The sequence below is a fragment of the Azospirillum sp. B510 genome (genome assembly GCF_000010725.1).
GTDB classification, from domain to species: Bacteria; Pseudomonadota; Alphaproteobacteria; order Azospirillales; family Azospirillaceae; genus Azospirillum; species Azospirillum lipoferum_B.
Map to the genome: position 1 here is coordinate 2,843,314 of NC_013854.1, position 11,569 is coordinate 2,854,882.

At 67.4% G+C, this 11,569-nt stretch carries 10 protein-coding genes; 5 read left to right on the forward strand and 5 right to left on the reverse strand.

Annotated elements, in window-relative coordinates:
• Window positions 1-146 precede the first annotated feature (146 nt).
• Complete coding sequence (locus tag AZL_RS13295; RefSeq protein WP_247894217.1) at window positions 147-2,465, reverse strand: primosomal protein N'; 2,319 nt, start codon at window positions 2,463-2,465, stop codon at window positions 147-149.
• A 105-nt stretch (window positions 2,466-2,570) separates the two neighbouring features.
• Here AZL_RS13295 and fsa point away from each other — a divergent pair, with 105 nt between their 5' ends.
• Window positions 2,571-3,227: a fructose-6-phosphate aldolase gene (gene fsa / locus AZL_RS13300; RefSeq protein ID WP_012975060.1), complete on the forward strand. Its 657-nt coding sequence runs from the start codon at window positions 2,571-2,573 to the stop codon at window positions 3,225-3,227.
• Window positions 3,228-3,244: 17 nt separating this feature from the next.
• The gene (locus tag AZL_RS13305) at window positions 3,245-3,964 is read left to right on the forward strand and encodes a DUF484 family protein (RefSeq protein ID WP_012975061.1); all 720 of its coding nucleotides are present in this window, start codon (window positions 3,245-3,247) and stop codon (window positions 3,962-3,964) included.
• A gap of 22 nt (window positions 3,965-3,986) precedes the next feature.
• On the opposite strand, the gene AZL_RS35490 is transcribed toward AZL_RS13305, so the two are convergent.
• Window positions 3,987-4,652: a hypothetical protein gene (locus AZL_RS35490; protein ID WP_148219317.1), complete on the reverse strand. Its 666-nt coding sequence runs from the start codon at window positions 4,650-4,652 to the stop codon at window positions 3,987-3,989.
• A 63-nt stretch (window positions 4,653-4,715) separates the two neighbouring features.
• On the opposite strand from AZL_RS35490, the gene AZL_RS13310 reads away from it, so the two are divergent.
• Window positions 4,716-5,681 (forward strand): tyrosine recombinase XerC, encoded by a 966-nt coding sequence (locus tag AZL_RS13310; protein ID WP_012975062.1) that lies wholly within the window; start codon window positions 4,716-4,718, stop codon window positions 5,679-5,681.
• 298 nt (window positions 5,682-5,979) lie between these two features.
• On the forward strand, window positions 5,980-8,160 hold the full coding sequence (locus tag AZL_RS13315; protein ID WP_012975063.1) for a methyl-accepting chemotaxis protein: 2,181 nt from the start codon (window positions 5,980-5,982) through the stop codon (window positions 8,158-8,160).
• Between the two features lie 86 nt (window positions 8,161-8,246).
• Here the strand turns inward: AZL_RS13315 and lpdA are convergent, their stop codons facing one another.
• Window positions 8,247-9,644: a dihydrolipoyl dehydrogenase gene (gene lpdA / locus AZL_RS13320; protein ID WP_042443139.1), complete on the reverse strand. Its 1,398-nt coding sequence runs from the start codon at window positions 9,642-9,644 to the stop codon at window positions 8,247-8,249.
• 263 nt (window positions 9,645-9,907) lie between these two features.
• Here lpdA and AZL_RS13325 point away from each other — a divergent pair, with 263 nt between their 5' ends.
• Window positions 9,908-10,066 carry an entericidin A/B family lipoprotein gene (locus AZL_RS13325; RefSeq protein WP_042443141.1) on the forward strand — a complete coding sequence of 53 codons (159 nt, stop codon included), beginning with the start codon at window positions 9,908-9,910 and terminating at the stop codon, window positions 10,064-10,066.
• 151 nt (window positions 10,067-10,217) lie between these two features.
• On the opposite strand, the gene AZL_RS13330 is transcribed toward AZL_RS13325, so the two are convergent.
• Together AZL_RS13330 and AZL_RS13335 are read right to left on the reverse strand one after the other, a co-directional pair.
• Complete coding sequence (locus AZL_RS13330) at window positions 10,218-10,985, reverse strand: YkgJ family cysteine cluster protein (RefSeq protein ID WP_012975065.1); 768 nt, start codon at window positions 10,983-10,985, stop codon at window positions 10,218-10,220.
• A gap of 10 nt (window positions 10,986-10,995) precedes the next feature.
• Window positions 10,996-11,469, reverse strand: coding sequence for a YchJ family protein (locus AZL_RS13335; RefSeq protein WP_012975066.1), 474 nt, complete (start codon window positions 11,467-11,469; stop codon window positions 10,996-10,998).
• Window positions 11,470-11,569: the final 100 nt, after the last annotated feature.

Genomic DNA, 11,569 nt, shown 5'->3' on the forward strand with positions numbered 1-11,569 from the left:
ATTCGGAACCAATCCAGCCGTGGTAGTACCATGCCCTCCCGCGCGCAATGGACCAAACGTCACAGGAGCCATGTCCAGCCGCGGCCCGGTCGTGGCAATTCGCCGCAGCCCCCCCGCCCACGCCGCGGCGGCCCGACGGCCGCCGGTTACAGGAAGCTGTAGGGATCGACGTCGATCTGCACGCGGACGGCCGGCGGGATCTCCACCCTGTCCAGCCATTCGGCGATCAGCGGCTGCACCTGGGTGCTGCGGGGCGCCTTCAGCAGCAGGCGGCGGCGGTGCCGTCCGCGCAGCAGGGCCAGCGGCGCCGGCGCCGGCCCCAGCACATGGACGGTCTCGCCGCGCGGGGCGGCGCGGCCCAGCGCCATCGCCACCCGCTCGACCAGAGTCGGATCCTCGCCCGACACGATCAGCGCCGCCAGCCGGCCGAAGGGCGGCATTCCGGCCTCCAGCCGCATCTCCGCCTCCAACTGGTAGAAGCCGTCGCGGTCGCCGGCGGCCAATGCCTGCATCACCGGATGTTCGGGCATGAAGGTCTGGAGCATCACCCGTCCCGGCCGCTCGCCGCGCCCGGCGCGGCCCGCCACCTGATGCAGCAGCTGGTAGGTGCGCTCCGCCGCCCGCAGGTCGCCGCCGTTCAGCCCGAGGTCGGCATCGACCACCCCGACCAGCGTCAGCATCGGGAAATGATGCCCCTTCGCCATCACCTGGGTGCCGATGATGATGTCCAGCTCATGCCGGCCGATGCTCTCCACCATCTCCTGGATGGCGCGCGGACCGTGCAGGGTGTCGGACGCCATGATGGCGGCGCGGGCGTCGGGGAACAGCTCCGCCACCTCCTCGGCGATGCGCTCGACGCCGGGACCGCAGGCGGCCATCGTGCCCTCCTCGCCGCACTCCGGGCAGGCCTGGGGCAAGGGCTGCTGCAAACCGCAATGGTGGCATTGCAGCTTGCGGGCGAGCCGGTGCTCGACCAGCCACGCCGTGCAGTTCGGGCATTGCATGCGGTGGCCGCAGGCGCGGCACAGCGTCAGCGGGGCATAGCCGCGGCGGTTCAGGAACAGCATCGCCTGCTCGCCGCCGGCCAGCGTGTCGGTCAGCGCCTTGCGCAGGCTGGGCGCAAGCCAGTGGCGGGCCGGGGGGCGGTCGCGCCGCAGGTCGACCAGTTCGACATCGGGCAGCACGGCGCCGCCATGGCGGGCCGGCAGTTCGATCCGGGCATAGCGCTGGCTGTCGGCGTTGACCTTGGTCTCCAGCGACGGGGTGGCGGAGACCAGCACGATCGGCAGCCCGCCCAGATGCGCCCGCGCCACCGCCATGTCGCGGGCGTGGTAGATCGCCCCCTCCTCCTGCTTGTAGGCGGAGTCGTGCTCCTCGTCGACGATGATGACGCCCAGGTCGGGATAGGGCAGGAACAGGGCGGAGCGCGCGCCCACCACCACCGGCACCTCGCCCTTCGACACCGCCCGCCAGGTGTCGCGGCGCTGCGCCCCGGTCAGCTCCGAATGCCATTCCGCCGGTGGCGCGCCGAAGCGGCGGGCGAAGCGGTCGAGCCATTGCGCCGACAGCGCGATCTCCGGCAGCAGGACCAGCGCCTGCTTGCCCTGCTCCAGCGCGGCGGAGATCGCCTCGTAATAGACCTCGGTCTTGCCCGAGCCGGTGACGCCGTCGAGCAGCACGGTGGAATAGCCCCCCGCCGCCACCCGCCCGCGCAGATCGCCGGCCGCCGCCCGCTGGTCGGGCGACAGGGCGGGTCCCGGCCGGCGGCAGTCCGGCCGGCCGAGCCGCGTCGGTTGCAGCATCACCGGCTCCAGCAGCCCGGCCTCCGCCAGCCCGCGCACCACGGTCACGCCGCAGCCGGCCTCGTCGGCCAGCTCGGCGGGCGTGCGGGGCGGGCCCCCGGAGAGGGTGTCTTCCAGCAGCGCCAGGACGCGCCTGCGCGGGTCGGTCATCTTGAATCCGGGCGGCGGCTCCGCATCATGCCGGCGCAGATAGGCCAGCATCGGCTTGGGCGGTTCCAGCGCCGCCGGCACGCTGACCGCCATGCGCAGGACGAAGCCCGGCGGCGTCATGGTGTAGGCGGCGACCCAATCGACGAAGCGGCGCCCCACCTCCGTCATCGCCGGCACGTCGAACCGGCGGACCACCGCCTTCAGCCGGCCGGCGTCCAGCATCCCGCCGCCCGGTCCCCAGACGACCCCGACCATCCGGCGCGGCCCCAGCGGCACTTCGACGAAGTCGCCGGGGACGAGATCCATCCCGTCCGGCACCCGGTAGTCGTAGGCCTCGCGCAGCGGCAGCGGCAGCAGCACGGCGACGCGGCGGTCGGCCCCGCCCTGCCGCGGCTTCGCCTGGACATCGACGGCGCCGGGCGCGGCGCCGCCATCGGGCCGCGCCGGATCATCGGTGTGCCCAAGAAGATCCCCCTGGAGACCCGGGGCGGAACTGGCGGAAATCGAACGCATCGGCTAGAGTGGCCTCATGTCCCGGGCACCGGGCGGGACGGCGCGGCGGGCAGCTTTCCGGCGCGGCCGGTTCCGGTCAACATCAGCAAGCATGGATCCTTCGTCATGAAGTTCTTCGTCGACACCGCCGACATCGCCGAGATCCGCGATCTGGCCGACACCGGCCTGCTGGACGGTGTTACCACCAACCCCTCCCTGATCGCCAAGTCCGGCCGCAAGTTCCTCGACCTCGTGGCCGAGATTTGCGACGTCGTCAACGGTCCGGTCAGCGCCGAGGTGGCGTCCACCGACTTCGAGACCATGCTCGCCGAGGCCCACAAGATCGCCAAGATCTCGCACCGCGTCGCGGTGAAGGTGCCGCTGACCCCGGCCGGCCTGAAGGTCTGCAAGATCATCTCGTCCGAAGGGACGATGGTCAACGTCACGCTGTGCTTCTCCCCCGCCCAGGCGATCCTGGCGGCCAAGGCCGGCGCCAGCTTCGTGTCGCCCTTCGTCGGCCGGCTGGACGACATCGGCCAGGACGGCATGGGCATCATCAAGGACATCTGCGAGATCTATAACAATTACGACGCCTTCAAGACCGAGGTGCTGGTCGCCTCGATCCGCAACCCGATGCACATCGTCAAGGCCGCCCGCCTGGGCGCCCATGTGGTGACCGCCCCGGCGTCGGTGCTGAAGCAGCTGTTCAACCACCCGCTGACCGACAAGGGTCTCGCCCAGTTCGTCGAGGACTGGAAGAAGACCGGCCAGTCGATCCTGTAAGGCGGGCCGACGCGATCATGGCCGACATGGGCCGCGAACCGGGCCAGACCCGCCAGAGGCCGGCGCTCTCTTCGGAGGATGTGCGCGCCTATCTGCGGAGCAACCCGGACTTCCTGGCCCAGAACGCCGATCTGGTCCACCATCTGACCCCGCCGTCGGTCGACCGCGGGCGCGGGGTGGTGGACCTCCAGGCCTTCATGGTCGACCGGCTGCGGGCCGAGGTCCGCAGCCTGAAGGACCAGCAGCGCGAGCTGATCGGCACCAGCCGCGCCAACCTGAACAGCCAGAACCGCATCCATGCCGCGGTGCTGTTCCTGCTCGACGCCCAGAGCTTCGAGCAGCTGATCCAGACCATCACCACCGACCTCGCGGTCCTGCTCGACCTCGACGTCGCCTGTCTGGTCATCGAATCCAACGGCGTCGACATCCCCCATGTCCACCGCTCCGGCGTGCGGGTGGTGGAGCCGGGCGCCATCGCCGAGCGGCTGGGCCGCGCCGACGTGGTGCTGAACACCGACATCCAGGGTGATCCCGAGATCTACGGCGCCGGCGCCGGCCTCGTCCGGTCGGAGGCGCTGATCCGCATCCAGGTCTCCAGCGAGACCCCCGACGGGCTGCTCGCCTTCGGCAGCCGCGAACCCGACACCTTCCACAACGGCCAGGGCACCGAACTGGTCGGCTTCCTCGCCCGCGTGATCGAGCGGGTGATCCGCGGCTGGCTGGAGCTGCCGGCGTGACTGAACAGAAAATTTCTTGAAATCACAAGGGAAACTTAAGAAATTTGTAAGTCACCACTCTTGGTTCGCTTCTTTCATTAGATCGGAGCGTGAGATAAGCGCTAGACTTTAGTTTTCTGTTGATTTCATTTCCATCTATCCCTCTTTTTTGACATTCCGCGAGCCAACGATTTAACACCGCCCATAAAGCGTCATCTAATCGCATATTACTCTCTTGATCGCATAAGCAGTAAGAACCAGGAAGTGATGGAATCCATGGATCAATATCCGATGACACAATACCCGTTGCGGTGGTCGAAATGACGTTATCACCAAGACGTCTCTGGCAGAATCTGTGCTTTAATCCATTGGATGAATTTTTAATAACTCGGAAACTTCTCCCAAACTCTGTATCTTCATCTAGGAACTGAGGTTCGTATTTTTCTTTAAAATTCTTCTCGCTAGGCATGTCTTCATCAGGCAATTCCAGAGTTTTCTCTATCCTCCTAATTTTCATTTTTAACCATGCATCGTAGTGATATAGCGTCTCAATAAAATGATAGCATGAGACACACGCATTGAATATTTTTCTAAAAGATTGATCCGCAAAGAAGTCCTCGCAATTCGGGATAACAACCTCGATTAACCAAACATCTGGAGTGACCATACGATCTGACGGGTAATCTGGAAGTTTCGGTGCTTTTGCCATCTTTCTACTCCTTAAACTCAGCACAAACCGACAATATCAACAATCTCTTAGCGGATCTTAGCCTTGCCGAACAAGAAAGATTCAGATATATATTTAGGCTTCTCCGCCAGGCCCGACGTCCAGGACGCGCTCGCCCACTGGCGGCGCTGGCTGGAGAGCGAGAAGGTGGTCTCCCGCCACACCCTGTCGGCCTACACCGCCGACGTGGCTGAGTTCCTGCGCTTCCTCACCGAATTCCACGGCGGTTCGCCGCCCTCGCTCAACGACCTGGGTGACCTGAAGGCGGCGGATTTCCGCGCCTGGATGTCCAGACTGGCGATGGACGGGCTGGTCGGGGCCAGCCGGGCGCGCAAGCTGGCGGCGGTGCGCAACCTGTTCCGCTGGATGGACCGCGGCGGCCGCCTGCACAATCCCGCCGTCGCCACCCTGGCGACGCCGAAGGTCAAGCGCCCGGCCCCGCGCCCGCTGACCGAGATCGACGCCGACCGCCTGCTGGAGGAGGCCGAGCGCGAACGCGAGGAACCCTGGATCGGCAAGCGCGACCGCGCCCTGTTCACCCTGCTCTATGGCTGCGGCCTGCGCATCTCCGAGGCGCTGGGGCTGGCGGCCAGGGACGCGCCGCTGGGCGACACGCTGCGCGTCACCGGCAAGGGACGCAAGGACCGCATGATCCCCATCCTGCCGGCGGTGACGGAGGCGGTGCGGGCCTATCTCGACTCCTGCCCCTTCACCCTGGCGCCCGACGGCCCGCTGTTCGTCGGCACCCGCGGCGGACGGCTGAACGCCAGCATCGCCCAGCACCAGATGCAGAAGCTGCGCGCCCTGATGGGAATGCCGGACAACGCAACCCCGCACGCCCTGCGGCATAGTTTCGCGACCCATCTTTTGGCGGACGGCGGCGACCTGCGCGCCATCCAGGATCTTCTCGGCCACGCCTCCCTCTCCACCACCCAGCGCTACACCGACGTGGAGAACGAGCAGCTGATGAACGTCTACCGCAACGCCCATCCCAGGGCGCGCAAGGGCTGACGCCAACCATTTGCGCACCCTGGGATAATCGGAACGGAACCCCGTCCATCGCCATCCGATGTCTCCCGGCAATTCGAGCCCAACCAGGAAAATGGCGATCATCGGATGACATAAAGTTATCTCTGTGATTTCCATTAATTCCCCCATGGGTCCGTTAGACCACCATCAAAAATTCGTCCGCTTAATACTTAAGACGCATATTCAGGTATGCGACCCTAATTTCTCGTTAAACACTCTTTAATTATGGAGATCGACAGTCTTCCCCAATGATACAGCCCAACGCTGGGGGGAATCCTTTATGCAAACAAAATCGATCCAATCGAAGATCGCCATGCTGTCGGGCTTGTGCCTGGCCGGGACCGTCGCCGTGCTCGTCGGCTTCGCGATCCTGTCGACGCGGTCGAGCAACGAGTTCGTCACCGGGAACGTCGAGCGGATCCTTGAGAGCAAGACGACGGAATCCCTACAGAACCTCGCGGCCACCCAGGCGGGCCTGCTGCGATCGGAGTTCGACACCGCCCTGAACGCCGCCCGGACGATGGCCGGCAGCTTCACCAGCCTCGCCGACGATTCAGCGCCCGGCCACATCCTGCCGGAACGGCGGCGCGAGGTGCTGAACGCCCTTCTTCTGTCGGTCCTGAAGCAGAACCCGCTGTTCAACGGCACCTATTCGGCCTGGGAGCCCGACGGGCTCGACGGCGCGGACACGGCGTTCCGCAACCGCCGGGAAACCGGCACCGACGCCACCGGCCGTTTCCTCCCCTATTGGAACCGGGACCAGAACGGCCGCATCGCCTTGCAGCCGCTGGTCGAGTATGACAGCCGCGACCGCCATCCCAACGGGGTGATGAAGGGCGGCTGGTACATCGGCCCGCAGGAGACCGGACGCGAAAGCGTGCTCGATCCGCTGCCCTACATCGTGCAGGGCAAGCAGGTCTATCTGGCGACCCTGTCGGTGCCGGTCGTCATCGGCGGCAAGTTCCGCGGCGTGGCCGGCGCCGACTTCAACCTCGATTTCGTTCAGCAGCTGTCGACCAAAGTCAGCGCCGCCGTCTTCAACGGCCGCAGCCAGGTCGTCATCGTCAGCAACATGGGCCTGATCGTCGCCCACAGCGCCCGGCCCGACCTGATCGGCCAGCCGATCTCCACCTTCGACAACGCCTGGCAGGCCGATCTGGCGAGCGTCCAGGCGGGCAAGCCGCATGTCGATGTCGACTCCTCCACCAACATGCTGCGCGCCTTCGCCCCCATCACGCTGGGCAACACCGAGAAGCCGTGGGCCGTGCTGGTCCAGGTGCCGAAGGACCTCGTGCTGGCCGACAGCCTGGCCCTGTCCACCGATCTGGGCGGGCGCGCCAACGCCAACATCCTGTGGCAGGTCGCCGTCGGCGCCCTGGTGGCGCTCGGCGCCGTCGCGGTGATGTGGATGGTCGCCGGCGGCATCGCCCGGCCGATCCGCGCCAGCGTCGCCTTCGCCGAAGGAATCGCCGCCGGCCGCTTCGACCAGACGCTCGACATCCGCCAGACCGACGAGGTCGGCGCCCTGGCCGAGGCCCTGCGCAAGATGATGGCCGACCTGAAGCGGATGATCGATCAGCGGGCGGAGGATCAGGCCAAGGCCGACGCCGAACGCCGCGCCGCCATGCTGCAACTGGCCGACAGCCTCGAAGCCCAGGTGATGAGCGTCGTCGACGGGGTCGACCGCGCCGCCCAGTCGATGACCGGCACCGCCCAGACCATGACCGCCACCGCGACCCAGACCAGCCAGCAGGCCGGCGTCGTCGCCAACGCCTCCCAGGACGCCAGCAGCAACGTGCAGACCGTCGCCAGCGCCACGGAGGAGCTGTCGGCCTCGATCCAGGAGATCGGCGAGCGCGTCAACCGTTCCGCCCAGATCGCCCGCGACGCGGTGGAGGCGGCGCAGCAGGCCAACGGGCAGGTTCTCAGCCTGACCGAGGCGGCGGAGAAGATCGGCACCGTGGTGCAGCTGATCCAGGACATCGCCAGCCAGACCAACCTGCTGGCGCTGAACGCGACCATCGAAGCCGCCCGCGCCGGCGAGGCCGGCAAGGGCTTCGCGGTGGTGGCACAGGAGGTGAAGAGCCTCGCCAGCCAGACCGCCCGCGCGACGGAGGACATCGCCGGCCATGTCGCCGGCATGCAGCGGGTCACCGGCGAGACCGCCAGCGCGATCAAGGACATCGGCGGCATCATCGCCCAGATCGACGAGATCTCCACCGCCATCGCCGCCGCGGTGGAGGAGCAGGGCTCGGCCACGGCGGAGATCGCCCGCAACGTGCAGCAGGCCGCCGGCGGCACCCAGGAGGTGACCAGGACCATCGCCGACGTCCGCAGCGCCGCCGTCGAAGCCGGTCACTCCGCAGAGAACGTCCTGTCGGTCTCCGGCCAGCTCGCCGGCGACGCCGGCCGCCTGCGCAGCGCGGTGAACGGCTTCCTGTCGACCATCCGCGCCGCCTGACCTTACGCACAGGCGCCGGAACGAAGAAGGCTCCCCCACCATCCGGTGGGGGAGCCTTCTTCCTTGGGATGCTTGCGGACCGTCGATCAGATGTGCAGCGCACGCCCATCCGCCGCCAGCGCCGCTTCCTTGACCGCTTCCGACAGGGTCGGGTGAGCGTGGCAGGTGCGGGCGACGTCTTCGGCCGACGCGCTGAACTCCATGGCCAGCACCAGCTCGCCGATCATCTCCGACACGTTCGGGCCGATCATGTGGACGCCCAGCACCTGGTCGGTGGCGGCATCCGACAGGATCTTGACGAAGCCATCGGTGTTGCCGCCGGCGCGGGCGCGGCCGTTGGCGGTGAAGGGGAACTTGCCGGTCTTGTAGGCGACGCCCGCGGCCTTCAGCTGCTCCTCGGTCTTGCCGACGGCGGCGACTTCCGGCCAAGTGTAGACGACGCCGGGGACGAGGTCGTGGTTGACGTGGCTCTTCTGGCCGGCGAGCTGCTCGGCCAGCGCCACGCCCTCCTCCTCGGCCTTGTGGGCCAGCATCGGGCCTTCGACCACGTCGCCGATGGCGTAGATGCCCGGCACGTTGGTCTGGAAATGGCCGTCGATCTTGACGCGGCCACGCTCCAGCTCGACGCCGACCGCCTCCAGGCCCAGCCCTTCGGTGTAGGGGCGGCGGCCGATGGCGACCAGCACGGTGTCGGCCTCGATGGTCTGCGCCTCGCCGCCGGCGGCGGGCTCGACCGTCAGGGTCACGCCGGCCTCGGTGACGGCGGCGCCGGTCACCTTGGTGCTCAGCTTGAAGTCCATGCCCTGCTTGGCGAAGATACGCTGGGCCTGCTTCGACAGTTCGCCGTCCATGGTCGGCAGCACGCGGTCGAGATACTCGACCACCGTCACCTTGGCGCCCAGGCGGCCCCAGACCGAGCCCAGCTCCAGACCGATCACGCCGCCGCCGATGACGACCAGATGCTTCGGCACCTCCGGCAGCGACAGCGCGCCGGTGGAGGACACCACGCGCGTCTCGTCGATGGCGATGCCCGGCAACGGGGCCACGTCGGAGCCGGTGGCGATGACGATCGCCTTCGACGCGGTGATGGCGCCGACGCCCTCGACTTCGACCGTGTTGGCGGCGGTGATTTTGCCGGCGCCCTTCAGCCAGGTGACCTTGTTCTTCTTGAACAGGAACTCGATGCCGGTGACGTTGTCCTTGACGACCTTGTCCTTGTGGGCCTGCATGCCCGGCAGGTCGAGTTCGACGCCGCCGACCTTGATGCCGAACTTGGCGAGGCCATGGGCCGCCTCCTCGAACTTCTCCGACGCCGCCAGCAGGGCCTTGGACGGGATGCAGCCGACATTCAGGCAGGTGCCGCCCAGCGTCCCCCGCTTCTCGACGCAGGCGACCTTGAAGCCGAGCTGCGCCGCGCGGATCGCGCAGACATACCCGCCGGGGCCACCGCCGATCACGACGACGTCAAAAGTGCTTTCAGCCATGAGAGGCTTTCCTTTCGCCATTCTTGCTCGTTGCCAAAAGCCGTCCCATCCAGCGGGGATGGCCAGCGGGAAGATCCGCGGGCCGATTTATGCCCGCGCTCACGCCCTGTGGCAACGGGACACTTCGTCTCCACGGTTCGCAAGCGCATCGCGGCGAAGGCCACCCCCTTTGCGCAAGGCCCCTCCCCTTCCGAGTCCGGAAACCTTCACGGCTCCGCTCGCGTTGCAGTCGGCATCACACAGCCACCGCAACGGAGACCACCATGACCACCGTCAAGAAGTTCGCCCTGCTCGCCGTCCTCGGCACGCTGCTCGGCACCACGCTGGCCGCCTGCAACACGGTGGAGGGCGCCGGCCAGGACGTGCAGGCCGGCGGCCGCGCCATCGAACGCGGCGCCGACAACGTCCAGAAGAAGATGTGATACCCGCGGCGGCCGATGACGCCGAAGCCGCTGATCCTGACGGGTCGGGATCGGGAGCCGCTGGTATGGGACCGCCGCTCGTCCCGGATTCTTCCCGCCCGCGCCGCCCACATCGAGCGGCGCGGGCGAAGCCGTCGCGTCGCGGCCCCGGTCAACCGGGATTGCGCCGGGCGAGGCTTTCCATCTCCACGGCCCATCCGCTGTAATTGCGGTGATACTCGCGCATCGCCGGGTCGTCGCGGGTCTTCTCGGCCATGGCCCGGAACAACGGCGCCTGGGCCGTCGCGATCTCCACGGCATCCGGCCGCCGGGTGGCCGTGAGGAAGGAGGACAGGCTGCTGACGATGTTCCCGCCGGTGGGCCTGGCCGCCATCTTCGCCAGTTCGTCGAGGATCCACGGCATGTATTTCAGCATATAGTCCGCATAACGCTGGATCACGGGCGACTGATCCAGCAGGTCGTTGCGCTCGCGGTCGAAATCGCTGCGGTCGATGATCTCATGGTTGCTGTAGACGACCGGCGCGGTCGCCGACACGTCGCACGCCCAGCCCTTGCGCGGGATGAGCAGGTCGGCCTGGTCGCGCTCCTCGCGATAAGGATAGAAGGGCATGGTGCGGCAACGCGACGGCTTGTCGTCATGGATGCCGCACAGCCCATCCTCGCGCAGTTCCGGGCAGGGATGGGACGTCGGCAGGTAGGCGGTCGGCACGATCAGCACCGCCACGGTCTTGCGGCTGGGCAGGCGTACCGTGGCGCCCAGCCGGGTCGCCAGCTGATAGAATCGGGCGTTCTGCCGCACAGGCGTCCACACCATGGCCAGCGGGAACCGCCCGGCATGGGCGATGGCATCCTTGAGCGTCAGCGGCAGCCAGCCATGGCAGCATTTGCCGCAGGCCGTGCAGGAAAAGCGCGGCTCCATCGCGAGGCTCCTATCGGCCGCAGCAGGCCTTGTACTTCTTGCCCGATCCGCAGGGACAGGGCTCGTTGCGCCCGACCTTGACGACGCGGCGCGGCTCCCCCTTCGGATTGATCTCCCCACTGACATAGAGCCACCGTCCGTCCTCCCGGCGGAAGCTCGCCCGTTCATGGTGGCGCAACTCCTGCCCGTCCCGGCGGAAATGGATCAGGAACTCGACCTGGCCGGCGTCGCCCTCCTCACTCGCACGGAGGATGTCGAGACGCTGCCACTCGGCCTCCGCCACCATCCGTTCGGCCTCGGCACGGTTGAAGTCCTCACGGATTTCCGGGGCGTGCGTGCGCTCGACATGGTCGAGATCGTGCCGGACGAAGGCGGTGTAGCGCGACCGCATCAGAGCTTCGGCGCTTGGCGCCGGCTCCCCGGCCAGGATCGGGCCACAGCACTCCTCGAAGGGACGGCTGGAGCCGCAGGGACAGGACGACATCGATCGGAGTCCTCGTTTCGGGCCAACTTGGAAGGGGCGCGGCGATCCTATCCGTGGGGCGCCCGGCGCGCGAGCCGGCCGCCCTCCCTCATCGCTCCCG

What these genes read in the sequence shown, in the direction of transcription:
- fsa (WP_012975060.1), top strand. Translation starts at nt 2,571, where the DNA reads ATGAAGTTCTTCGTCGACACCGCCGACATCGCCGAGATCCGCGATCTG.
- AZL_RS13295 (WP_247894217.1), bottom strand. Translation starts at nt 2,465, where the DNA reads ATGCGTTCGATTTCCGCCAGTTCCGCCCCGGGTCTCCAGGGGGATCTT.
- lpdA (WP_042443139.1), bottom strand. Translation starts at nt 9,644, where the DNA reads ATGGCTGAAAGCACTTTTGACGTCGTCGTGATCGGCGGTGGCCCCGGC.
- AZL_RS13325 (WP_042443141.1), top strand. Translation starts at nt 9,908, where the DNA reads ATGACCACCGTCAAGAAGTTCGCCCTGCTCGCCGTCCTCGGCACGCTG.
- AZL_RS13330 (WP_012975065.1), bottom strand. Translation starts at nt 10,985, where the DNA reads ATGGAGCCGCGCTTTTCCTGCACGGCCTGCGGCAAATGCTGCCATGGC.
- AZL_RS13305 (WP_012975061.1), top strand. Translation starts at nt 3,245, where the DNA reads ATGGCCGACATGGGCCGCGAACCGGGCCAGACCCGCCAGAGGCCGGCG.
- AZL_RS13335 (WP_012975066.1), bottom strand. Translation starts at nt 11,469, where the DNA reads ATGTCGTCCTGTCCCTGCGGCTCCAGCCGTCCCTTCGAGGAGTGCTGT.
- AZL_RS13315 (WP_012975063.1), top strand. Translation starts at nt 5,980, where the DNA reads ATGCAAACAAAATCGATCCAATCGAAGATCGCCATGCTGTCGGGCTTG.
- AZL_RS35490 (WP_148219317.1), bottom strand. Translation starts at nt 4,652, where the DNA reads ATGGCAAAAGCACCGAAACTTCCAGATTACCCGTCAGATCGTATGGTC.